Origin of the sequence: Escherichia sp. E2562 (assembly GCF_005781075.1) — a bacterium.
Classification (GTDB): Bacteria; Pseudomonadota; Gammaproteobacteria; order Enterobacterales; family Enterobacteriaceae; genus Escherichia.
In genome coordinates this window covers 201,839-226,606 of record NZ_VATM01000001.1, presented here as the reverse complement: position 1 = coordinate 226,606, position 24,768 = coordinate 201,839, and the positions used below count along the sequence as shown (strand labels likewise).

Sequence of the window (24,768 nt, the reverse complement as noted above, 5' to 3'; positions counted from 1 at the left end):
TTAGTGAGATGAAGCTGGTTGAACACTACATCATGCGTGGTACGCGCCGTCTGGTGCTGATTATCGTTGGTTTTTTGATCTTTATCTTCGCCAGTTACTCTGCACAGCGTTACCTGACCGAAGCAGCCAATGGGACTTTAGCGCTTGATGTAGTACTTAATATTGTTTTCTACAAAGTGCTGATAGCGCTTGAAATGTTACTTCCAGTGGGCCTGTATGTGTCGGTTGGTGTGACACTTGGGCAGATGTATACCGACTCAGAAATTACCGCTATCTCTGCGGCGGGCGCCAGTCCCGCACGTTTGTATAAAGCCGTTCTGTATCTGGCAATTCCATTAAGTATTTTTGTCACGCTGTTGTCGATGTATGGTCGGCCCTGGGCTTATGCGCAGATTTATCAACTGGAACAACAGTCGCAGTCGGAGCTGGATGTTCGCCAGTTGCGGGCAAAGAAATTTAACACTAACGATAACGGACGAATGATCATTTCGCAGACGGTTGATCAGGATAATAATCGCCTGACTGACGCGCTGATTTATACTTCTACTGCCAATCGAACCCGTGTTTTCCGCGCCCGTTCGGTTGATGTGGTTGACCCATCACCCGAGAAACCGACCGTTATGTTGCACAACGGGACCGCCTATCTTCTTGATCATCAGGGTCGTGACGACAACGAACAGATCTACCGTAATCTGCAATTACATCTTAATCCACTGGATCAAAGTGCCAACGTCAAACGTAAAGCAAAATCGGTCGCGGAACTGGCGCGCTCTGTATTTCCTGCCGATCATGCCGAACTGCAATGGCGACAAAGCCGTGGCCTGACAGCGTTGTTGATGGCTCTGCTGGCCATCTCTTTAAGTCGGGTAAAACCGCGGCAAGGGCGATTTTCAACGTTACTGCCACTGACGTTGCTGTTTGTTGCCATTTTTTATGGCGGTGACGTCTGCCGTACGCTGGTGGCTAACGGCACGATTCCCCTCATTCCTGGTTTGTGGTTAGTGCCCGGACTCATGCTAATGGGCCTGTTGATGCTGGTCGCACGCGACTTCTCCTTGCTGCAGAAATTTTCCCGATGAATGTTTTCAGTCGCTATTTAATCCGCCATCTCTTCCTCGGTTTTGCTGCCGCTGCCGGGCTACTGCTGCCGCTTTTTACCACCTTCAACTTGATTAACGAACTGGATGATGTCAGTCCGGGTGGTTATCTCTGGACTCAGGCGGTGCTGGTGGTACTGATGACCTTACCGCGCACACTGGTCGAACTTTCGCCGTTTATCGCGTTATTGGGTGGGATTGTTGGTCTCGGGCAGTTATCGAAAAATAGTGAACTTACCGCCATTCGCAGCACGGGGTTTTCTATCTTCCGTATTGCACTGGTGGCGCTGGTCGCCGGGATACTGTGGACTGTTTCGTTAGGCGCGATTGATGAGTGGGTGGCGTCGCCATTGCAGCAACAGGCGCTGCAAATCAAATCTACCGCGATAGCGTTGGGGGATGACGATGACATTACCGGCAATATGCTATGGGCCAGGCGCGGCAATGAATTTGTAACGGTGAAATCGCTGAATGAACAGGGCCAGCCGGTAGGCATAGAGATATTTCACTATCGCGACGATCTCTCGCTCGAATCCTACATTTATGCACGCAGTGCCACCATTGAAGACGACAAAACGTGGATCCTGCACGGCGTGAATCATAAAAAATGGCTGAATGGCAAAGAAACGCTGGAAACATCAGATAATCTTGGCTGGCAATCGGCCTTCACCAGTATGAATCTTGAAGAGTTATCGATGCCGGGGAATACTTTTTCTGTCCGTCAGCTCAATCATTACATCCATTATTTGCAGGAAACCGGACAACCCAGCAGCGAATACCGCCTTGCACTGTGGGAGAAGCTGGGGCAACCCATTTTAACTCTGGCGATGATTTTACTTGCTGTGCCCTTTACCTTTAGCGCCCCGCGCTCACCAGGGATGGGTAGCCGTCTCGCTGTAGGCGTCATCGTTGGCTTGCTTACCTGGATTAGCTATCAAATCATGGTCAATCTGGGATTGCTATTTGCGTTGAGTGCGCCCGCTACCGCACTCGGTTTACCAGTAGCGTTTGTGCTGGTGGCGTTAATGCTGGTGTATTGGTACGACAGGCAACATTAATAATCCCGCCGTGGGGTAACACCACGGCGGCCAATATTACTGCTTCAGGGTCGCAAATGCCTGAATGATGGCATCGATTTGTTCACAACTGTGGGCAGCGTTTACGCTACAGCGCAACAGCGTAATACCCGCAGGCGCGGCAGGTGGCAGGATAAGATTCACATACACGCCCAGCGAAATAAGCTCACGCCAGATGCGTAAACCTTCCTCTTTCGAACCGATTATTACCGGCACTACCGGACTAATATGTGAGCTTAACTCGTAACCCAGTTTTTGCAGCCCGTCATACAGATGGTTGGCATTATCCATCAGTTTTTGCCGCAGCTCTGGTTGAGTGGCAATGGTTCTTAACGACGAGCGCACGGTTGCAATGCAGGAAGGAGAAGGGGAGGCGGTAAAAATATACGGACGGCTGCCGTAGCGCAGCACTTCCATCGCTTCCGAACCCACGGCAAAACCACCAATAGAAGCCAGGCTTTTACTGAAGGTGCCAACGATAATATCCACATCATCTTCAACGCCAACGGCTTCAACCAGTCCGCGCCCCGTTGCGCCTAACACGCCAAATGAATGCGCTTCATCGACAATCAAATAACCGCCGAGACGACGTTTGATATCAACGATTTCCGCCAGCGGTGCGACGTCACCGAGCATACTGTAGATGCCCTCAACGATGATAATCGCCTCTTTTGCTCGTTCACCGAGGCGCACCATGCGACGTTCCAGATCTTTAGCATCGTTATGGCGGAAACGAATGATCTCCGCGCCGCCGAGAGAACAGGCGTCATAAATACTGGCGTGGCTGTCGGCATCCAACAACACCACGGCGTTATGGTCGGCAAGTGCGCTGATGACACCTAAATTAGCGGTATAACCGGTTGAAAAAACGATAGCGGTAGGGCGATTGAAAAACTCGGCGATCTCTTTCTCTAACGCCAGATGCGGCGCATAACTACCATTAGCCATACGTGAACCGGTGGTGCCGGTGCCTTGCGTTGCTAACGCTGCCTGACCATCGGCGATGGCATTATGATTGAAGGTTAAACCGAGATAATTATTGGTCCCGGCCAGAATCACTTTTTTATCGCCAATGCGCCCTTCGGTGGCGGAGTACACTTCATCAATACAGGTGCCAAACGGCGTTAACCCGTTATCGCTAAATTGTAGTCGCTCGCCCGCAAGACGCGCATATTTATCGTATAGCCCCATTATTTATTCTCCAGCCATGGAAGTAGTGTTTCCATTAATTGCACAGGGGTTTTGACATCCAGCAGAATATTAATAGGAATGGAAATATCAAATCTGTCTTCCAGCATCATTAAGAGATCCATCACTTTAATCGACTCCAGGCCGAGATCGTTGACGAGATCGCTGTCAGGCTTAATTTCCACACCGTTTTCGACCAAATCCTGTAAACAGGAAAGGATGTAATCCATTACTATTTCACGATTTACCATAGAAACGTTAACACACCTTTAAACAAGACAATCAAAATAGCCCGTTGCGTAATGCGTGTTCCAGGCTAATCCCGGGAAACCAATTAATATCTTCAGAAATACGGTTATTACTTGCCGACCAGTCGGCGTGGGTTAATTCACGAATTTTCGAGCGGGTCAGCATAGGTTCTTTACCGGCCAGGCGACTCAACGCGGTACTGACATCTGCAAGGCAGGTGAGCAACGGCAGAGGAATGCCGACCATCCGTACAGCTCCTTGACGGGCGGCGGCGGCCAGTTGTTGCACGCGCTGCCAGTCATAGCCACCGGCGACGCCGTCACATAATTCATAGGTTTGCATCTGTACGGAATCGGCGCTTAACCACTGACCCACGGCTTGCGCAAAATCGGTGACGTGCAGGAAAGAGAGCTGCGTCTCTGGTGCGCCCAGCCGTGGCAGCAGGCCGCGCAGCATCCAGTCAAACAGTGGTTTTAACTCTTTATCGCCGGGGCCATAGACTGCTGTTGGGCGAAAAATGCCCAGCGTAATTTCGTCCGCCATTGCTGCTAGTCGTTGTTCGGCGACGTGTTTGGATTTCGCGTACCAGGAGAGTTCGGGATGGCGCGCCGGCAGCGAAGAGATAAAAAGAAAACGTTGGCAAAAGCCACTCTCTTTTGCCGCCTGCATCAGGCGCAGACTGCCGTCAACGTTACAGCGAGTAAAGACATCCTCTTTGTGTCCGCGTACTTGCCCGGCGCAATGGACCACAGCACCGGCACCAGCAACCAACTCGCTAAGTGAATGCGTATCTTCCAGCGAACCGCGCACCCAGATGAGATTGTCATTGACGTGAGCGCGGGAAGTACGCGTCAATGCGCGGACGTGAAAGCCGCGGGCGAGCAGGTTATCGACAATATATTTACCGATAAACCCGGTAGCGCCCGTTACCGCGACAGTTTGATTCATGCGAGAGATTCCTGCACATGGAAACTGGCGGCAACGGCCTTCTGATAACGTTTTTTGGCTTCTGCGCGGGCGGGCTTGCCGGAAGATGTGCGAGGAATGCTGTGGGGCGGTAACAGGTCGATAGCCGCGGTTACGCCAAATTCGCTTTGTATCCGCGCCGCCAGCGAGTGGATAAGCTGCGTGCGGCGCTCTGCGTCGCTGATCCGACACTGGATCTGCAAAATGATTTTTTCCTGGGCGGTAACAAACGCAATGGCATCGCCAGAGTGAATTTCTGGCTCCTGTTCCGCAATGTATTCAATATCCTGCGGCCAGATATTACGCCCACGAATAATAATCAGGTCTTTAATGCGCCCGGTGACATACAGATAACCGTCCAGCAGATAGCCGAGATCGCCGGTATCTAACCAGCCCGTCGCGGTAATTTCGTCTTGTGAAGCCTGATCGCCAAAGTAACCGCTCATCAGGCTGGGGCCGGAGATGCAAATATGGCCCACCACACGTTCCGCTACTGGTATACCTGCTTCATTACGGATTTCAATGCCATGTTCCGGCAACGCCTTACCACAGTTGACGAAAGTTGATACGGCACGTGTTTCAACACCTGGCGTCACGGCTTTACCCTGGTATTCGAGGATATCGCGATCCACTTCGTTGACCACAACTCCGGAGGCTTCATCTGAGAAACTGACAGCCAGCGCGTTTTCTGCCAGTCCGTAGCAGGGCATAAACGTTTTATCGTCAAAGTTAACCTGACGGAAACATTCAGCAAATTGATGGAGTTGTTCTGCGGAGATGGGTTCAGCGCCAATACCCGCGACGCGCCAGCAGGAGAGATCCAGTTCAGCGAGATCTTTTTCATTCACGCGGCGCTGGCACAATTCATAGCCAAACGGCGGCGCAACGGAAACAGTGCCACGATTTTTACTGATCAATTTAAGCCATTGCAGTGGGCGCATGGCGAAATCCTGGGTGCGCAAATAATCCACCGAAAGCTGCGTGGCAACAGGCGTCAGGAGAAAACCGACCAGCCCCATATCATGGTAGAAAGGCAGCCAGGAGACACAGCGGTCGCCAGGGCGTAATTTAATGCCATCGTGGCTGATGGCCCGTAGATTAGCCATCACTTCGCGGTGAGTGATGATAACGCCACGGGGAAAACGGGTGCTGCCGGAGGTGTACTGCAAATAGGCGATATCGTCCGGAATTGGACGCTGGAGCGCAACATCGGCTTCCGGTAATGCCTTAAACCAGGCGTGGCTTAAAACATGTAATTCGGGGTTATCATGCGTCGCGGCATTGACCAGCGGCAACCATTCATCGCCAGTGATTATCGCGGCTGGTTGGCAGCTTGCCAGTAAACCTTGCAGTTTGGTGCTCCAGGAATCCCTCTGACCGACGCCCATTGGAATCGCCAATGGTACGGCAACTAATCCAGCATACTGGCAGGCAAAAAATGCCTCGACAAACCCGCTACTGGTTTCGGCAATCAGCGCCACGCGATCGCCTTTTTTCAGGTTCAGCGATAGCAGCCGCCTGGCTCCTGTTTCCGCGCGCACTTTTAAAGTGTGATATTCCAGTTCATCTTCAAGCTGGCTACGCCTGTCATAAAAATTCATTCCGGCGTTACTCAGAGCGGCATAGTCCAAAGCATCAACCAGCGTTGGAAAATCGGCATAGCGCATAGGCAAAGAATGCGTAAAGATTTTATTGGACATATACACCACAAGAAAATTGGATATCAAAAATAAAATGACAATAATACGGTGGATTATATATGCATAAAAGATAAATGAGATAGTATTTTCATCGTTGTGATATTGAACATTGATTAAGATAATAAGTTCTGCTCTGTTATTTTTTATTGTGAATAATATTTAATTTATGAATGTATTAAGGTGGTGCCTTGTCGGGTCGCTTAAGTCTATAAGAGACATTATTGACTGTTTAACGCAGTCACTGGTTTTATCAACATCATTAATAAATATTGTTTTGTCTTCGTTTGTATTCATTGGGTGGATTATTAAGGTGCCGTTCGTTGTGGTTACTGCCTGTTTTTCACCGTTAATTATTTGTTATCCACGTAAATATGGAATGCGATCTGCTGATGATTAAAATTGAAAAAGTAATAAATAAAAACGACTTAAAAGCATTTATCGCTTTTCCGTCGTCACTTTATCTCGATGATCCAAACTGGATCCCTCCTTTATGCATTGAACGCAGTGAGCATCTGTCACAAAAGAATCCGGGAACGGACCATATCATCTGGCAGGCATGGGTGGCGAAAAAAGAGGGGCAGGTAGTAGGGCGCATTACCGCGCAAATCGATACCTTGCACCGCGAGCGTTACGGCGAGGATACCGGTCATTTCGGCATGATTGACGCCATTGATGATTCGCAGGTTTTTAAAGCTTTATTTGACGTAGCGGAAGCGTGGTTGAAGTCACAAGGCGCACGCAACATCACCGGGCCTTTCAGCCTGAATATCAATCAGGAAAGCGGATTACTGATCGAAGGTTTTGACACACCACCCTGTGCGATGATGCCGCACGGTAAACCGTGGTATGCCGCGCATATTGAACAACTGGGTTATCACAAAGGTATTGATTTACTGGCGTGGTGGATGCAGCGAACCGATCTCACTTTCTCTCCGGCGCTAAAAAAACTGATGGATCAGGTGCGCAAAAAGGTGACCATTCGCTGTATTAATCGTCAGCGGTTTGCCGAAGAGATGCAGATCCTGCGCGAGATTTTCAACTCCGGCTGGCAGCACAACTGGGGATTTGTGCCGTTTACCGAACATGAATTTGCGACCATGGGCGATCAACTTAAGTATCTGGTGCCGGACGATATGATCTACATCGCCGAGATTGATTCTGCACCCTGCGCGTTTATTGTCGGCTTACCGAACATCAACGAGGCGATTGCCGATCTGAACGGATCGCTCTTTCCCTTCGGCTGGGCAAAATTGCTGTGGCGCTTGAAAGTCAGCGGTGTGCGGACCGCGCGAGTGCCGCTAATGGGGGTTCGCGACGAGTATCAGTTCAGCCGCATCGGCCCGGTGATTGCTCTGTTATTGATTGAAGCCTTACATGATCCGTTTGCTCGCCGGAAGATCGATGCGCTGGAAATGTCATGGATCCTCGAAACCAATACAGGCATGAATAACATGCTGGAACGCATTGGGGCGGAGCCGTACAAGCGTTACCGCTTGTATGAAAAGCAGATTTGACTCCAGCTAACTCTGGTTCATTTCCAGCGGCACCGCCGAACGAATCAAATGGTGGCCTTCCAGTTCGATATCGTGGAGATTCTTTTTCACGGTCATCACATGATCGCGGGCGGCGCGCTGGGCGACATGCGGGAGTCGCTGCAACACCGCGTTATAGATCCGCGCATGCTGGCGATCGATCTGCTTTTTTTGCTGTGGTCGATGGTAGAGATTATTCACGCTGGCAAACACCGAATTAAACATTAGATCGGTCAATGATTGCAGCGTAAACACCAGCACCTGATTGTGGGAAGCCTGACAAATGGCGAGATGGAAAGCGTGATCCAGCTGTGCATGTTCGATCAGCGAAAGCTCTTTGTTGTGCTCACTGGCAGCGAGCATTTTTTCATAACAGCGGGTTATCAAAACAAAATCAGCCTGGGTTCCCAGCTTAGCCGCCAACCTTGCCGATTCGCCCTCCAGCAATGCGCGAACGTCAAGCAGATCGTACAGCGTTCGCGGCTGCGTGCTGAACAGATGAATTAGCGGGCTGGTGTCCTGGACCCGATTAAGCCGCGCGACCCGAGAATCGCGACCCTGCGCTGTTTCAATAATCCCGCGCCCGCGCAGCACGGTCAGTCCTTCACGCAGTGCGGAACGCGAGAAGCCGAGCTTTTCGCACAGCCGACGCTCCGAGGGAAGCGGCTGACCGACCTTCAGTACGCCGTCGATAATTAACCGTTCGATACTCTCAGCAACTACTTCGCAAATAGGGCGACGTTCATCTTTCATTCCCGGACCTCGTGCACAGGTAGGACCAATTTTTCTGTTCTTAACTCGCGAAACACGTACATCACGCAAGTGATTATGTTACATCAATTTAACATTGAGTTAACCAACGCGAAGTCACAGAGATGGAAAAAAAATGGTCTGACCGGTAGCTAAAGAGATAGACGAAAACGAAAACCCCGCTTAATAACTGTTCACAGAAGCAGCGCGCAAAAATCAGCTGCCACACAACACAACAAAGCGAACCCTACTCATGAGCATCTTGTACGAAGAGCGTCTTGATGGCGCTTTACCCGATGTCGACCGCACATCGGTACTGATGGCACTGCGTGAGCATGTCCCTGGACTGGAGATCCTGCATACCGATGAGGAGATCACTCCTTACGAATGTGACGGGTTGAGCGCGTATCGCACGCGTCCATTACTGGTTGTTCTGCCTAAGCAGATGGAACAGGTGACGGCGATTCTGGCCGTTTGCCACCGCCTGCGTGTGCCGGTGGTGACCCGTGGCGCAGGCACCGGGCTTTCTGGCGGCGCGCAGCCGCTGGAAAAAGGTGTGTTGTTGGTGATGGCGCGCTTTAAAGAGATCCTCGACATTAACCCCGTCGGGCGCCGTGCGCGCGTGCAGCCGGGCGTGCGTAACCTGGCGATCTCCCAGGCCGTAGCGCCGCATAATCTCTATTATGCACCGGACCCCTCCTCACAAATTGCCTGTTCCATTGGCGGCAATGTGGCGGAAAACGCGGGGGGCGTCCACTGCCTGAAATATGGGCTTACTGTACATAACCTGCTGAAAATTGAAGTGCAAACGCTGGACGGCGAGGCGCTGACGCTGGGATCGGACGCGCTGGATTCGCCTGGTTTTGACCTGCTGGCGCTGTTCACCGGATCGGAAGGTATGCTCGGCGTGACCACCGAAGTGACGGTAAAACTGCTGCCGAAGCCGCCCGTGGCACGGGTTCTGTTAGCAAGCTTTGACTCGGTAGAAAAAGCCGGACTTGCGGTTGGTGACATCATCGCCAATGGCATTATCCCCGGCGGGCTGGAGATGATGGATAACCTGTCGATCCGCGCGGCGGAAGATTTTATTCATGCCGGTTATCCCGTCGACGCCGAAGCGATTTTGTTATGCGAGCTGGACGGCGTGGAGTCTGATGTACAGGAAGACTGCGAGCGAGTTAACGACATCTTACTGAAAGCGGGCGCGACTGACGTCCGTCTGGCACAGGATGAAGCAGAGCGCGTACGTTTCTGGGCTGGCCGCAAGAACGCCTTTCCGGCGGTGGGGCGCATCTCTCCCGATTACTACTGCATGGACGGCACCATCCCACGCCGCGCGCTACCCGGCGTACTGGAAGGCATTGCCCGTTTATCGCAGCAATATGATTTACGCGTCGCCAACGTCTTTCATGCCGGAGACGGCAACATGCACCCGTTAATCCTTTTCGATGCCAACGAACCCGGTGAATTTGCCCGCGCGGAAGAGCTGGGCGGGAAGATCCTCGAACTCTGCGTTGAAGTGGGCGGCAGCATCAGTGGGGAACATGGCATCGGGCGCGAAAAAATCAATCAAATGTGCGCCCAGTTCAACAGCGATGAAATCACGACCTTCCATGCAGTCAAGGCGGCGTTTGATCCCGATGGTTTGCTGAACCCAGGAAAAAACATCCCCACGCTACACCGCTGTGCTGAATTTGGTGCCATGCACGTGCATCACGGCCATTTACCTTTCCCTGAACTGGAGCGTTTCTGATGCTACGCGAGTGTGATTACAGCCAGGTACTGCTGGAACAGGTGAATCAGGCGATTAGCGATAAAACGCCGCTGGTGATTCAGGGAAGCAATAGCAAAGCCTTTTTAGGCCGCCCTGTCACCGGGCAAACGCTGGATGTGCGTTGCCATCGCGGCATTGTTAATTACGACCCGACCGAGTTGGTGATAACCGCGCGTGCCGGAACGCCGCTGGTGGCGATTGAAGCGGCGCTGGAAAGCGCGGGGCAAATGCTCCCCTGCGAGCCGCCGCATTATGGTGAAGAAGCCACCTGGGGCGGGATGGTCGCCTGCGGGCTGGCGGGGCCGCGTCGCCCGTGGAGCGGTTCGGTCCGCGATTTTGTCCTCGGCACGCGCATCATTACCGGCACAGGAAAACATCTGCGTTTTGGCGGCGAAGTGATGAAAAACGTTGCCGGATACGATCTCTCGCGATTAATGGCCGGAAGCTACGGTTGTCTTGGCGTGCTCACTGAAATCTCAATGAAAGTGTTACCGCGACCGGGCGCCACCCTGAGCCTGCGTCGGGAAATCAGCCTGCAAGAAGCCATGAGTGAAATCGCCCAGTGGCAACTTCAGCCGCTACCCATTAGTGGCTTATGTTACTTCGACAACGCGTTGTGGATCCGCCTTGAAGGCGGTGAAGGATCGGTGAAAGCGGCACGTGAACTGCTGGGGGGCGAAGAGGTTGCGGGTCAGTTCTGGCAGCAATTGCGTGAACAACAACTGCCGTTCTTCTCGTTACCAGGTACCTTATGGCGCATTTCATTACCCAGCGATGCGCCGATGATGGATTTACCCGGCGAACAACTGATCGACTGGGGCGGCGCGTTACGCTGGCTGAAATCGACAGCCGATGACAATCAAATCCATCGCATCGCCCGCAACGCTGGCGGTCATGCAACCCGCTTTAGTGCCGGAGATGGCGGCTTTGCCCCGCTACCGGCTCCTTTATTCCGCTATCACCAGCAGCTTAAACAGCAGCTCGATCCTTGCGGCGTGTTTAACCCCGGTCGCATGTACGCGGAACTTTAAGGAGCAGGCTATGCAAACCCGGTTAACCGAAGAGATGCGGCAGAACGCGCGAGCGCAGGAAGCCGACAGCATCCTGCGCGCCTGTGTTCACTGCGGATTTTGTACCGCAACCTGCCCAACCTATCAGCTTCTGGGCGATGAACTGGACGGGCCGCGCGGGCGCATCTATCTGATTAAACAGGTGCTGGAAGGCAACGAAGTCACGCTTAAAACACAGGAGCATCTCGATCGCTGTCTCACTTGCCGTAATTGTGAAACCACCTGTCCTTCTGGTGTGCGCTATCACAATTTGCTGGATATCGGGCGTGATATTGTCGAGCAGAAAGTGAAACGCCCACTGCCGGAGCGAATGCTGCGCGAAGGATTGCGCCAGGTAGTGCCGCGTCCGGCGGTCTTTCGCGCATTGACGCAGGTAGGGCTGGTGCTGCGACCGTTTTTGCCAGAACAGATAAGAGCAAAATTACCCGCTGAAACGGTGAAAGCCAAACCGCGTCCACCGCTGCGCCATAAGCGCCGGGTTTTAATGCTGGAAGGTTGCGCCCAGCCTACACTTTCGCCCAACACTAACGCGGCAACCGCGCGGGTGCTGGATCGTCTGGGGATCAGCGTCATGCCAGCTAACGAAGCAGGCTGTTGTGGCGCGGTGGACTATCATCTTAATGCGCAAGAGAAAGGGTTAGCGCGGGCGCGAAATAACATTGATGCCTGGTGGCCCGCGCTTGAAGCAGGTGCCGAGGCAATTTTGCAAACCGCCAGCGGCTGCGGCGCGTTCGTTAAAGAGTATGGGCAGATGCTGAAAAACGATGCGTTGTATGCCGATAAAGCGCGTCAGGTCAGTGAGCTGGCGGTCGATTTAGTCGAACTTCTGCGCGAGGAACCGCTGGAAAAACTGGCAATTCGCGGCGATAAAAAACTGGCCTTCCACTGCCCGTGTACCCTACAACATGCGCAAAAGCTGAACGGCGAAGTGGAAAAAGTGTTGCTTCGTCTTGGATTTACCTTAACCGATGTTCCCGACAGCCATCTGTGCTGCGGGTCGGCGGGAACATATGCGTTAACGCATCCCGATCTGGCGCGCCAGCTGCGGGATAACAAAATGAATGCGCTGGAAAGCGGCAAACCGGAAATGATCGTCACCGCCAACATTGGTTGCCAGACGCATCTGGCGAGCGCCGGTCGTACCTCTGTGCGTCACTGGATTGAAATTGTAGAACAAGCCCTTGAAAAGGAATAACAAAATGAAAAATAAAGTCATTCTTAGCCAGCAAATGGCGAGTGCAATTATTGCCACAGGTCAGGAAGAAGCGCAGAAAAATAACTGGTCTGTTTCCATTGCTGTTGCCGATGACGGCGGTCATCTGCTGGCGTTAAGTCGCATGGACGATTGCGCGCCGATAGCGGCCTACATCTCTCAGGAGAAAGCGCGTACTGCCGCGCTGGGGCGTCGCGAAACTAAGGGCTATGAAGAGATGGTGAACAACGGACGTACCGCGTTCGTGACTGCGCCGTTACTGACGTCGCTGGAAGGTGGCGTACCGGTTGTTGTTGATGGACAAATTATTGGTGCCGTGGGCGTTTCTGGTTTAACCGGAGCACAGGATGCGCAGGTCGCGAAAGCGGCAGCAGCGGTGTTGGCGAAATAAGCGAAAACGAGGAGATAAACAATGAGTCAAACCATAACCCAGGGCCGTTTACGCATTGACGCCAATTTTAAACGTTTTGTGGATGAAGAAGTTTTACCGGGAACAGGGCTGGACGCTGCGGCGTTCTGGCGCAATTTTGATGAGATCGTTCACGATCTGGCGCCAGAAAATCGTCAATTACTGGCAGAGCGCGATCGCATTCAGGCGGCGCTGGACGAATGGCATCGCAGCAATCCGGGGCCGGTAAAAGACAAAGCGGCTTATAAATCTTTCCTGCGTGAACTGGGCTATCTCGTGCCGCAGCCTGACCACGTTACGGTGGAAACCACGGGCATCGATAGCGAAATCACCAGTCAGGCGGGGCCACAGCTGGTGGTTCCGGCGATGAACGCCCGCTACGCGCTGAACGCGGCAAACGCTCGCTGGGGCTCACTGTATGACGCGTTATACGGCAGCGACATCATCCCGCAGGAAGGGGCGATGGTCAGCGGCTACGATCCGCAGCGCGGTGAGCAGGTTATCGCCTGGGTTCGGCATTTCCTCGATGAATCACTACCGCTGGAAAACGGCAGCTATCAGGATGTCGTGGCGTTTAAGGTGGTCGACAAACAATTACGTATCCAGTTGAAAAATGGTAAAGAAACCACGTTACGTACTCCGGCACAGTTTGTCGGTTACCGTGGCAATGCCGCTGCGCCGACCTGCATTTTGCTGAAAAATAACGGCCTGCATATTGAGCTGCAAATCGATGCCAACGGGCGAATTGGCAAAGACGATCCGGCGCACATCAACGACGTTATCGTTGAAGCCGCCATCAGTACCATTCTCGACTGTGAAGATTCGGTCGCTGCGGTTGATGCGGAAGATAAAATCCTGCTGTACCGCAACCTGCTGGGCCTGATGCAGGGGACTCTGCAAGAGAAAATGGAGAAAAACGGTCGGCAAATCGTGCGTAAACTGAATGACGATCGTCAGTACACCGCCGCCGATGGCTCTGAAATTTCTCTGCACGGGCGCTCGCTGCTGTTTATCCGCAACGTGGGTCATTTAATGACCATTCCTGTGATTTGGGACAGCGAAGGCAATGAAATTCCGGAAGGCATTCTTGATGGCGTCATGACTGGCGCGATTGCCCTCTATGATTTAAAAGTGCAGAAAAACTCGCGCACTGGCAGCGTCTATATTGTGAAACCGAAAATGCACGGTCCGCAGGAAGTGGCGTTCGCCAACAAACTGTTTACCCGCGTTGAGGCAATGCTCGGTATGGCACCGAATACCCTGAAAATGGGCATTATGGATGAAGAACGCCGGACCTCGCTGAACTTGCGTAGCTGTATCGCTCAGGCGCGCAACCGCGTGGCGTTCATCAATACCGGTTTCCTCGACCGTACTGGCGATGAGATGCATTCGGTGATGGAAGCTGGCCCGATGCTGCGTAAAAACCAGATGAAATCGACGCCGTGGATCAAAGCCTACGAGCGCAATAACGTGCTTTCCGGTCTGTTCTGCGGGCTGCGCGGTAAAGCGCAAATCGGCAAAGGCATGTGGGCAATGCCGGACCTGATGGCAGACATGTACAGCCAGAAGGGCGACCAGTTACGTGCCGGGGCAAACACGGCCTGGGTTCCGTCGCCAACTGCCGCTACGCTCCATGCGCTGCACTACCACCAAACCAACGTGCAGAGCGTGCAAGCCAACATTGCTCAGACCGAGTTCAATGCTGAATTTGAACCGCTGCTGGACGATCTGCTGACCATTCCGGTTGCTGAAAATGCTAACTGGTCGGCGCAAGAGATCCAACAAGAGCTGGATAACAACGTGCAGGGAATTCTGGGCTACGTGGTGCGTTGGGTGGAGCAGGGGATTGGTTGTTCAAAAGTGCCGGATATTCACAACGTGGCGCTGATGGAAGACCGTGCAACGCTGCGCATCTCCAGCCAGCATATTGCCAACTGGTTACGCCACGGCATTCTGACCAAAGAGCAGGTGCAGGCGTCGCTGGAGAATATGGCGAAAGTGGTTGATCAGCAAAACGCTGGCGATCTGGCTTATCGTCCGATGGCGGGGAATTTCGCTAACTCGTGTGCCTTTAAAGCTGCCAGCGATTTGATCTTCCTCGGCGTGAAACAGCCAAACGGTTATACCGAACCGTTATTACACGCCTGGCGTTTACGCGAAAAAGAAAGTCATTAATAGCGTCAAAAAAAGCCCCGGCAAGTTTTATTGTCGGGGCTATTATAGTAACTGCGGTAGTACATTTATCCCGGAAATAACCGGAGCGATTATCAGGGTTTAACAAAATTAAATACCCGCAGCGCATTACTAGCGGGCCTAAAACAACAATATGGACATCTTAACGATACTCTGCACCTGCGTGTGCGGAACAGAAACCCTTACCCGATATACTTGTTATGCCAGAGGTAGCAATTGCGTTAGCAGCGTACTGTTGCTGTAAAGTATAACGCCTATATTTTACAGTTCAGTCCTCTTTTGCTTATTACAACCTTAATCATATCAAGCATATAAAGATAATAAGAGACTGAACAATATGGTTACCTGGACCCAAATGTATATGCCGATGGGAGGACTGGGGCTATCCGCTCTGGTTGCCCTGATCCCAATAATATTCTTCTTCGTTGCACTTGCGGTATTACGTCTGAAAGGGCATGTCGCTGGAGCAATAACCCTTATATTATCTATCCTGATTGCGATATTCGCCTTTAAAATGCCGATTGATATGGCATTTGCTGCTGCGGGCTATGGCTTTATTTATGGATTATGGCCAATTGCCTGGATTATTGTCGCGGCGGTTTTCCTGTATAAATTAACCGTTGCCAGCGGTCAGTTCGATATTATCCGCAGCTCGGTTATCTCCATCACCGACGATCAGCGTTTGCAGGTGTTACTGATTGGTTTCTCCTTTGGCGCGTTGCTGGAAGGGGCGGCAGGCTTTGGCGCACCGGTGGCAATTACAGGGGCATTGCTGGTGGGCCTGGGCTTCAAACCGTTATACGCGGCGGGGCTGTGTCTGATTGCTAACACTGCGCCGGTGGCGTTTGGTGCGTTGGGCGTGCCGATACTGGTCGCCGGTCAGGTGACCGGAATCGATCCGTTCCACATTGGTGCAATGGCGGGACGTCAGTTGCCGTTCCTGTCGGTGCTGGTGCCGTTCTGGCTGGTGGCGATGATGGATGGCTGGAAAGGGGTGAAAGAGACGTGGCCAGCGGCGCTGGTTGCGGGTGGTAGCTTTGCGGTTACCCAGTTCTTTACTTCTAACTACATTGGTCCTGAGCTGCCGGATATTACTTCGGCGCTGGTGAGTATCGTCTCACTGTCTTTATTCCTTAAAGTCTGGCGACCGAAAAATACCGAAACGGCAATCAGCATGGGGCAATCCGCAGGTGCGATGGTGGTGAATAAACCGTCTTCTGGCGGTCCCGTGCCTTCAGAATATAGTCTGGGGCAAATCATTCGTGCGTGGTCACCGTTTTTAATCTTAACGGTGCTGGTCACCATCTGGACCATGAAGCCGTTTAAAGCGTTATTTGCTCCGGGCGGTGCGTTTTATTCGCTGGTGATTAATTTCCAGATCCCTCATTTGCATCAACAAGTCTTGAAAGCGGCCCCCATTGTCGCCCAGCCGACGCCAATGGACGCGGTGTTTAAATTCGACCCGCTCTCTGCTGGCGGCACCGCTATTTTCATTGCAGCGATTATCTCTATCTTCATCCTCGGCGTGGGGATCAAGAAAGGTATTAGTGTCTTTGCCGAAACGCTAATTAGCCTGAAGTGGCCGATACTGTCGATTGGCATGGTGCTGGCATTTGCCTTCGTGACCAACTATTCCGGTATGTCTACCACACTGGCGCTGGTACTGGCGGGTACTGGTGTGATGTTCCCGTTCTTTTCGCCATTCCTCGGCTGGCTGGGGGTATTCCTTACCGGCTCGGACACCTCCTCGAACGCTCTGTTTGGTTCACTACAATCAACCACGGCGCAGCAAATCAACGTCTCTGACACTCTGCTGGTGGCAGCAAATACCAGCGGCGGCGTAACTGGCAAGATGATCTCCCCGCAATCTATCGCCGTGGCCTGCGCCGCGACGGGCATGGTGGGCCGAGAATCTGAACTGTTCCGCTACACCGTGAAGCACAGTCTGATTTTTGCCAGCGTTATCGGCATTATCACCCTGCTGCAGGCATATGTGTTTACCGGAATGTTAGTTTCGTAAGTCAATAATGCCGGATGATCGTCAATATCATCCGGCTTCTTTCTACTCACGTTTCATTATCCTGACTAAATAATTGTAAAATCATTTCGTTGTTTATTATCCATGCATAAATAATATTTCGTGTTCAGATAACTCGCTAAATAATTAAGGGAGTGAGAATATCTATTTTTTTGTCACGCAAAACAAGTCTGTATTAATTGTGTTCGCTTGATGAGCAAACACCGTGCTATCTGTTGCTTTTGCAATCGCAATCGTTAAAACTATCAACAACTTGGGATAGTTACATTGTGAATAATTGTTACTTTTTTGTTTGTTGAATCATTTTATAAATACCCCGTCTGACATCGAATAGGGGATATTCTTATAAATTTCACCTGTTTCGTTATCAATAATGCAGTTTTCTTAAGAATGGAGGAAGTTACTAGAGAAGGTAAAACATAAAACTATTTCCCCAGTTACGAATTTTTTAACTATATTTTGTCACTTGCGTTATTAATGAATAAGAAATTTAAATATAAAAAATCGCTTTTAGCGGCTATTTTAAGCGCAACCTTATTAACCGGTTGTGATGGCGGCGGTTCAGGTTCTTCCTCCGATAACCCGCCTGTAGATTCTGGAACCGGGTCTTTGCCGGAAGTGAAACCCGATCCAACGCCAACCCCGGAGCCGACGCCGGAGCCTGAACCTACTCCGGACCCGACACCTGAGCCAGAGCCAACGCCAGAACCGGAGCCAGAACCTGTTCCTACGAAAACAGGTTATCTGACCCTGGGCGGAAGCCAGCGGGTAATCGGTGCTAAATGTAATGGTGAATCCAGCGACGGCTTTACTTTTACACCTGGCGAGAACGTTACTTGCGTGGCGGGTAACACGACAATTGCCACCTTCAACACTCAGTCAGAATCTGCGCGTAGCTTGCGTGCGGTTGAAAAAGTGTCGTTTAGCCTTGAGGATGCGCAAGAACTGGCGGGGTCTGATGACAAGAAAAGCAATGCGCTCTCGCTGGTAACCTCCATGAACAGTTGTCCGGCGGATACAGAACAGGTTTGCCTGACGTTCTCCTCGGTGATCGAGAGTAAACGCTTCGACTCGCTGTATAAGCAAATCGATCTGGCACCGGAAGAGTTCAAAAAGCTGGTCAATGAAGAGGTGGAAAACAATGCCGCGACTGATAAAGCTCCATCCACTCATACTTCACCGGTTGTGCCAGTCACCACACCGGGAACAAAACCGGATCTGAACGCTTCCTTCGTGTCGGCTAACGCGGAACAGTTTTATCAGTATCAACCTACGGAAATCATTCTCTCCGAAGGCCGACTGGTAGATAGCATGGGCAATGGTGTGGTTGGCGTAAATTACTACACCAGCTCAGGCCGTGGCGTGACTGGCGAAAACGGCAAATTCAACTTCAGCTGGGGCGAAACCATCTCCTTTGGTATCGACACCTTTGAACTGGGCTCAGTACGCGGCAATAAGTCGACCATTGCGTTGACTGAGCTGGGTGACGAAGTTCGCGGCGCGAATATTGATCAGCTTATTCATCGTTATTCGACGACCGGGCAAAATAATACCCGTGTTGTTCCGGACGATGTACGCAAGGTCTTTGCCGAATATCCCAACGTGATCAACGAGATTATCAATCTCTCGTTGTCCAATGGCGCGACGCTGGATGAAGGCGATCAAAACGTTGTGCTGCCAAACGAATTTATCGAGCAGTTTAAGACGGGTCAGGCCAAAGAGATCGATACCGCGATTTGTGCGAAAACCGACGGCTGTAACGAGGCTCGCTGGTTCTCGCTGACGACGCGCAGCATTAATGAAGGTCAGATTCAGGGCGTTATCAACAAGCTGTGGGGCGTGGATCAGAGCTACAAATCTGTCAGCAAGTTCCATGTTTTCCATGACTCCACCAACTTCTATGGCAGCACCGGTAATGCGCGCGGTCAGGCAGTGGTGAATATCTCCAACGCGGCGTTCCCGATTCTGATGGCGCGTAATGATAAAAACTACTGGCTGGCGTTTGGCGAAAAACGCGCCTGGGATAAAAACGAGCTGGCGTACATTACGGAAGCGCCTTCTCTTGTGGTGCCAGAAAACGTCACGCGCGATACCGCGACCTTCAACCTGCCGTTTATTTCGCTGGGGCAAGTCGGTGAGGGCAAACTGATGGTTATCGGTAACCCGCACTACAACAGCATTTTACGTTGCCCGAACGGTTACAGCTGGAACGGGAGCGTTAATAAAGACGGACAGTGTACGCTCGACAGCGATCCGGACGACATGAAGAACTTCATGGAGAACGTACTGCGCTATCTGTCAAATGAACGCTGGCTGCCGGATGCGAAGAGCAGTATGACCGTGGGCACTAACCTGGATACGGTTTATTTCAAAAAAGCGGGTCAGGTATTAGGAAATAGTGCTCCGTTTGCTTTCCATAAGGATTTCGCAGGTATCACGGTTAAACCGTTGACCAGTTATGGCAATCTGAATCCAGATGAAGTTCCTCTGCTGATCCTCAATGGCTTTGAGTATGTGACTCAGTGGTCTGGCGATCCCTATGCAGTGCCTCTGCGTGCAGATACCAGCAAACCGAAGCTGACCCAGCAGGATGTGACGGATCTGATCGCCTATCTGAACAAAGGCGGATCGGTGCTGATCATGGAAAATGTGATGAGCAATCTTAAGGAAGAGAGCGCATCAGGCTTTGTACGTCTGCTTGATGCCGCAGGTCTGTCGATGGCGCTTAACAAATCGGTGGTGAATACCGATCCGCAGGGTTATCCAGACCGCGTGCGCCAGCGTCGAGCGACTGGCATTTGGGTTTATGAACGTTATCCGGTTGTGGAAGGTGAACTGCCGTACACCATTGATTCCCAAACAGGAAAAGTTACCTGGAAATATCAGATTGATAACAAACCTGATAAGAAACCGAAACTGGAAGTTGCCAGCTGGCAGGAAGATGTCGATGGCAAACAGGTCAAACGCTATGCCTTTATCGATGAGGCGGAGTTTAAAACAAAAGAGTCTCTGGAGGCGGCAAAGGCAAAAATCTTTGAGGCGTTTCCTGGATTAAAGGAATGTAAGGACCCGGCATATCACTATGAGGTCAACTGTCTGGAATACCGCCCGGGCACGGGAGTTCCTGTAACGCCAGAGAATAATACTGGCATGTTTGTTCCGCGCTATACGCAACTGAATCTTGACGCCGACACCGCGAAAGCGATGGTGCAGGCTGCGGATTTAGGCACCAACATTCAGCGCCTGTATCAGCATGAGCTCTACTTCCGGACCAATGGTCGCAAAGGTGAGCGTCTGAACAGCGTCGATCTGGAACGTCTGTACCAGAACATGTCGGTCTGGCTGTGGAACGATACAGAATACCGCTATGAAAACGACAAGGATGACGAGCTGGGCTTTAAAACGTTCACCGAGTTCCTGAACTGCTACGCCAACAATGCTTACACCAAAGGCACGCAGTGCTCCGCAGAGCTGAAACAATCGCTTGTCGATAACAAGATGATCTACGGTGAAAGTAGCGGCAAAGCGGGCATGATGAACCCGAGCTATCCGCTCAACTATATGGAAAAACCGCTGACGCGCCTGATGCTGGGCCGTTCCTGGTGGGATCTGAACATTAAGGTTGATGTCGAGAAGTATCCGGGGGCGGTATCGGCAGAGGGTGAGAATGTTACTGAAACCATCAGCCTGTACTCGAATCCGACCAAATGGTTTGCGGGGAATATGCAGTCTACTGGTCTGTGGGCTCCGGCTCAGAAAGAGGTCACCATTGAGTCTACGGCGGACGTTCCTGTGACTGTCACCGTGGCGCTGGCTGACGACCTGACCGGACGTGAGAAGCATGAAGTCGCGCTGAATCGTCCGCCAAGAGTGACTAAAACGTATACTCTGAATGCTAATGGTACGGTGAAGTTTACGGTGCCTTACGGTGGTCTGATTTATATCAAGGGCAACAGCTCAAAGAATGAGTCAGCCAACTTCACCTTTACCGGTGTGGTAAAAGCGCCGTTCTATAAAGACGGCGAATGGAAAAACGATCTGAACTCCCCTGCGCCGCTGGGCGAACTGGAGTCTGCGTCGTTCGTCTATACCACGCCGAAGAAGAACCTGAATGCCAGCAATTTCACGGGTGGCGTAAAACAATTCGCTAAGGAACTGGATACCTTTGCCAGCTCAATGAATGACTTCTACGGACGTGATGGCGAAAGCGGTAAGCACCGGATGTTTACCTATAAAAACTTGACGGGCCACAAACATCGTTTCGCCAACGATGTGCAGATCTCCATTGGTGATGCGCACTCTGGTTATCCGGTAATGAACAGCAGCTTCTCGACGAACAGCACCACGCTGCCGACGACGCCGCTGAACGACTGGCTGATCTGGCACGAAGTAGGGCACAACGCTGCAGAAACACCACTGACTGTACCGGGCGCAACTGAAGTAGCGAACAACGTGCTGGCGCTGTACATGCAGGATCGCTATCTCGGCAAGATGAACCGTGTCGCTGACGATATTACCGTCGCGCCGGAATATCTGGACGAGAGCAACGGTCAGGCATGGGCGCGCGGCGGTGCGGGTGACCGTCTGCTGATGTACGCGCAGCTGAAAGAGTGGGCAGAGAAAAACTTTGATATCAAACAGTGGTATCCAGAAGGTGACCTGCCTAAGTTCTACAGCGATCGTGAAGGGATGAAAGGCTGGAACCTGTTCCAGTTGATGCACCGTAAAGCACGCGGCGATGATGTTGGCAAAACCAAGTTTGGCGAAAGAAATTACTGTGCCGAATCCAACGGTAACGCTGCCGACAAGCTGATGCTGTGTGCATCCTGGGTCGCTCAGACGGATCTTTCGGAGTTCTTTAAGAAATGGAATCCGGGCGCGAATGCTTACCAGTTGCCGGGAGCGAGCGAGATGAACTTCGAGGGCGGTGTGAGCCAGTCGGCTTACAAGACGCTGGCGTCGCTTGATCTGCCGAAACCGCAGCAAGGGCCGGAAACCATTAACAAGGTTACCGAGCATAAGATGTCTGCCGAGTAAGCCTGTATGCCGGATAAGGCGTTCACGCCGCATCCGGCATGAAATAAGGCGCACCGGGTTAACACATTTGCCCGATGCGCCAGCTTATCGGGCCTGGAGGGAAAGCCGCGATTATTTACGTTGGCAGACACCTGTAGGTCGGATAAGGAGTTCACGCCGCATCCGGCAAGTTACAACAAATAACCTTTAACCATGCTTTTTGATGTTTTTCAGCAATACCCCGCGGCGATGCCCGTCCTGGCAACCGTCGGAGGATTGATCATCGGCAGTTTTTTGAATGTGGTGATTTGGCGTTACCCTATCATGCTGCGCCAACAAATGGCGGAGTTTCACGGTGAAATGCCGAGTGCGCAGTCAAAAATAAGCCTTGCGCTGCCGCGTTCGCACTGTCCGCATTGCCAGCAGACCATCCGGATACGTGACAACATTCCGCTGCTCTCCTGGCTGATGCTCAAAGGGCGCTGCCGCGACTGTCAGGCGAAAATCAGCAAGCGTTATCCGCTGGTCGAGTTATTGACGGCACTCGCTTTTTTGCTTGCGAGTCAGGTGTGGCCGGAAAGTGGATGGGGGCTGGCGGTGATGATATTATCCGCCTGGCTGATTGCCGCGAGCATCATCGACCTCGATCACCAATGGCTGCCCGATGTTTTTACTCAGGGCGTATTGTGGACCGGGCTGATTGCGGCATGGGCGCAACAGAGTCCGTTAACGCTACAAGACGCAGTCACCGGCGTACTGGTGGGGTTTATCACTTTTTACTCCCTGCGCTGGATAGCCGGAATAGTTCTGCGTAAAGAAGCATTAGGCATGGGCGATGTATTATTGTTCGCTGCGTTAGGTAGTTGGGTGGGGCCGTTGTCGCTGCCCAATGTTGCTTTAATCGCCTCATGCTGCGGCCTGATATATGCCGTTATTACAAAAAGAGGATCAACCACACTGCCTTTTGGACCGTGTTTAAGTCTGGGCGGTATAGCAACACTTTATCTACAGGCATTGTTTTAATGATAACCATGTCATTATCGAAGTGACATTTTAACTCTTATTAATAACCTTAGAGATTATTTACCATGTCGATAAAACAAATGCCAGGGAGGGTATTAATATCGCTATTGTTGAGCGTTACAGGATTATTAAGTGGCTGCGCCAGCCATAATGAAAATGCCAGTTTACTGGCGAAAAAACAGGCGCAAAATATCAGCCAAAACCTGCCGATTAAATCTGCGGGATATACCCTAGTGCTGGCGCAAAGTAGCGGCACGACGGTAAAAATGACCATTATCAGCGAAGCGGGTACTCAGACCACGCAGACGCCTGACGCCTTTTTAACCAGCTACCAACGACAAATGTGCGCTGATCCGACGGTGAAATTAATGATCACCGAGGGAATTAATTACAGCATAACGATTAATGATACACGCACAGGTAACCAGTATCAGCGGAAACTGGATCGTACCACCTGTGGAATAGTCAAAGCATAACGTCGGGTATATAAATTGGCGCGGGTTGTTTTTCGTGACGCACGAATTTATCTCATTCAATGGCTGACAAAAATTCGTCACACACTTAGCCAGAGACAATCTCTTAATACAGACAAAGAGCACCTGCGCAAAATTGCACGCGGGATGTTCTGGCTGATGCTGCTTATTATTTCTGCAAAAATGGCGCATTCACTCTGGCGCTATATCTCCTTTTCTGCGGAATATACATCGGCTTCTTCATCGGCGAATAAACCGGCACGTGCGGATGCAAAACCGTTCGATAAAAATGACGTGCAATTAATCAGCCAACAAAACTGGTTTGGCAAATATCAGCCCGTCGCCGCACCGGTAAAACAACCCGAACCTGCGCCTGTGGCAGAAACGCGTCTTAATGTGGTGCTGCGTGGGATCGCCTTTGGTGCCAGACCCGGCGCGGTTATTGAAGAAGGCGGCAAACAACAGGTTTATTTGCAGGGCGAACGGCTTGGTTCTCACAACGCGGTGATTGAGGAAATCAACCGCGACCATGTGATGCTGCGCTATCAGGGAAAAATAGAGCGCCTGAGTCTGGCTGAAGAGGAGCGTTCCACCGTAGCCGTGACCAACAAAAAAGCCGCCAGTGACGAAGCAAAGCAAGCTGTTGCTGAGCCTGCTGTCAGTGCGCCCGCTGAGATCCCGGCTGCCGTGCGTCAGGCGCTGGCGAAAGATCCGCAGAAAATTTTTAACTATATCCAGCTTACGCCTGTGCGTAAGGAGGGGATTGTCGGTTATGCAGTGAAACCGGGGGCAGATCGTTCTCTGTTCGATGCCAGCGGCTTCAAGGAAGGCGATATCGCCATTGCGCTAAATCAGCAGGATTTCACTGATCCACGAGCAATGATTGCTCTGATGCGGCAGTTACCTTCAATGGATTCCATTCAACTTACGGTTTTACGCAAGGGTGCGCGCTACGACATTTCCATCGCGCTGCGCTAACCGCATTTAATCCAGGAGAATCA

General features: G+C 51.7%; 18 protein-coding genes. 13 read left to right on the top strand and 5 right to left on the bottom strand.

All coding sequences use genetic code 11. From position 1 onward, the window contains the following. Window positions 1–8 precede the first annotated feature (8 nt). Together lptF and lptG are read left to right on the top strand one after the other, a co-directional pair. Window positions 9–1,079 (top strand): LPS export ABC transporter permease LptF, encoded by a 1,071-nt coding sequence (gene lptF / locus FEK43_RS01005; RefSeq protein ID WP_135407866.1) that lies wholly within the window; start codon window positions 9–11, stop codon window positions 1,077–1,079. Continuing rightward, the gene (gene lptG, locus FEK43_RS01000; RefSeq protein ID WP_130208011.1) at window positions 1,076–2,155 is read left to right on the top strand and encodes an LPS export ABC transporter permease LptG; all 1,080 of its coding nucleotides are present in this window, start codon (window positions 1,076–1,078) and stop codon (window positions 2,153–2,155) included. Before lptF ends, lptG begins: the two co-directional genes overlap by 4 nt. Window positions 2,156–2,191: 36 nt before the next feature. Here lptG and FEK43_RS00995 read toward each other — a convergent pair whose 3' ends face one another. The 4 genes from FEK43_RS00995 to FEK43_RS00980 are packed head-to-tail and all read right to left on the bottom strand — an operon-like array spanning window position 2,192 to window position 6,276. After that, complete coding sequence (locus FEK43_RS00995) at window positions 2,192–3,364, bottom strand: aminotransferase class I/II-fold pyridoxal phosphate-dependent enzyme (RefSeq protein ID WP_135407864.1); 1,173 nt, start codon at window positions 3,362–3,364, stop codon at window positions 2,192–2,194. Further along, entirely contained in the window at window positions 3,364–3,612 is a 249-nt protein-coding gene (locus FEK43_RS00990; protein ID WP_001697422.1) for an acyl carrier protein, read from the bottom strand. The genes FEK43_RS00995 and FEK43_RS00990 overlap by 1 nt, the downstream gene beginning before the upstream one ends. Window positions 3,613–3,643: 31 nt before the next feature. After that, complete coding sequence (locus FEK43_RS00985; protein ID WP_135407861.1) at window positions 3,644–4,558, bottom strand: NAD-dependent epimerase/dehydratase family protein; 915 nt, start codon at window positions 4,556–4,558, stop codon at window positions 3,644–3,646. Continuing rightward, entirely contained in the window at window positions 4,555–6,276 is a 1,722-nt protein-coding gene (locus FEK43_RS00980; protein ID WP_240725744.1) for a fatty acyl-AMP ligase, read from the bottom strand. Before FEK43_RS00980 ends, FEK43_RS00985 begins: the two co-directional genes overlap by 4 nt. A gap of 371 nt (window positions 6,277–6,647) precedes the next feature. Between FEK43_RS00980 and yghO the strand changes: the two genes are divergently transcribed. After that, window positions 6,648–7,790 (top strand): protein YghO, encoded by a 1,143-nt coding sequence (gene yghO, locus FEK43_RS00975; RefSeq protein ID WP_171020812.1) that lies wholly within the window; start codon window positions 6,648–6,650, stop codon window positions 7,788–7,790. A gap of 6 nt (window positions 7,791–7,796) precedes the next feature. Here yghO and glcC read toward each other — a convergent pair whose 3' ends face one another. Next, window positions 7,797–8,561: a transcriptional regulator GlcC gene (gene glcC, locus FEK43_RS00970; protein WP_135407859.1), complete on the bottom strand. Its 765-nt coding sequence runs from the start codon at window positions 8,559–8,561 to the stop codon at window positions 7,797–7,799. Window positions 8,562–8,811: 250 nt separating this feature from the next. On the opposite strand from glcC, the gene glcD reads away from it, so the two are divergent. From glcD to gspC, 10 genes are all read left to right on the top strand, one after another. Then, window positions 8,812–10,311 carry a glycolate oxidase subunit GlcD gene (glcD, locus tag FEK43_RS00965; RefSeq protein WP_135407857.1) on the top strand — a complete coding sequence of 500 codons (1,500 nt, stop codon included), beginning with the start codon at window positions 8,812–8,814 and terminating at the stop codon, window positions 10,309–10,311. Beyond that, entirely contained in the window at window positions 10,311–11,363 is a 1,053-nt protein-coding gene (glcE, locus tag FEK43_RS00960; protein WP_135407854.1) for a glycolate oxidase subunit GlcE, read from the top strand. Before glcD ends, glcE begins: the two co-directional genes overlap by 1 nt. Before the next feature lie 10 nt (window positions 11,364–11,373). Beyond that, complete coding sequence (gene glcF / locus FEK43_RS00955) at window positions 11,374–12,597, top strand: glycolate oxidase subunit GlcF (protein ID WP_130208001.1); 1,224 nt, start codon at window positions 11,374–11,376, stop codon at window positions 12,595–12,597. Between the two features lie 4 nt (window positions 12,598–12,601). Further along, window positions 12,602–13,006: a heme-binding protein gene (locus FEK43_RS00950; protein WP_135407852.1), complete on the top strand. Its 405-nt coding sequence runs from the start codon at window positions 12,602–12,604 to the stop codon at window positions 13,004–13,006. Between the two features lie 21 nt (window positions 13,007–13,027). Further along, window positions 13,028–15,199, top strand: coding sequence for a malate synthase G (gene glcB, locus FEK43_RS00945; RefSeq protein WP_135407849.1), 2,172 nt, complete (start codon window positions 13,028–13,030; stop codon window positions 15,197–15,199). 355 nt (window positions 15,200–15,554) lie between these two features. Next, window positions 15,555–17,237: a glycolate permease GlcA gene (gene glcA / locus FEK43_RS00940; protein ID WP_130207997.1), complete on the top strand. Its 1,683-nt coding sequence runs from the start codon at window positions 15,555–15,557 to the stop codon at window positions 17,235–17,237. 495 nt (window positions 17,238–17,732) lie between these two features. Continuing rightward, a complete protein-coding gene (gene sslE, locus FEK43_RS00935) occupies window positions 17,733–22,292 on the top strand; it encodes a lipoprotein metalloprotease SslE (RefSeq protein ID WP_135407847.1) in 4,560 nt (1,519 codons plus the stop codon). Window positions 22,293–22,484: 192 nt separating this feature from the next. Continuing rightward, window positions 22,485–23,294, top strand: a complete 810-nt coding sequence (gene pppA / locus FEK43_RS00925) for a prepilin peptidase PppA (protein ID WP_135407845.1) — start codon at window positions 22,485–22,487, stop codon at window positions 23,292–23,294. Between the two features lie 65 nt (window positions 23,295–23,359). After that, window positions 23,360–23,770 carry a type II secretion system pilot lipoprotein GspS-beta gene (gene gspS2 / locus FEK43_RS00920; RefSeq protein ID WP_001324279.1) on the top strand — a complete coding sequence of 137 codons (411 nt, stop codon included), beginning with the start codon at window positions 23,360–23,362 and terminating at the stop codon, window positions 23,768–23,770. A gap of 15 nt (window positions 23,771–23,785) precedes the next feature. Continuing rightward, entirely contained in the window at window positions 23,786–24,745 is a 960-nt protein-coding gene (gspC, locus tag FEK43_RS00915) for a type II secretion system protein GspC (protein WP_135407842.1), read from the top strand. Window positions 24,746–24,768: the final 23 nt, after the last annotated feature.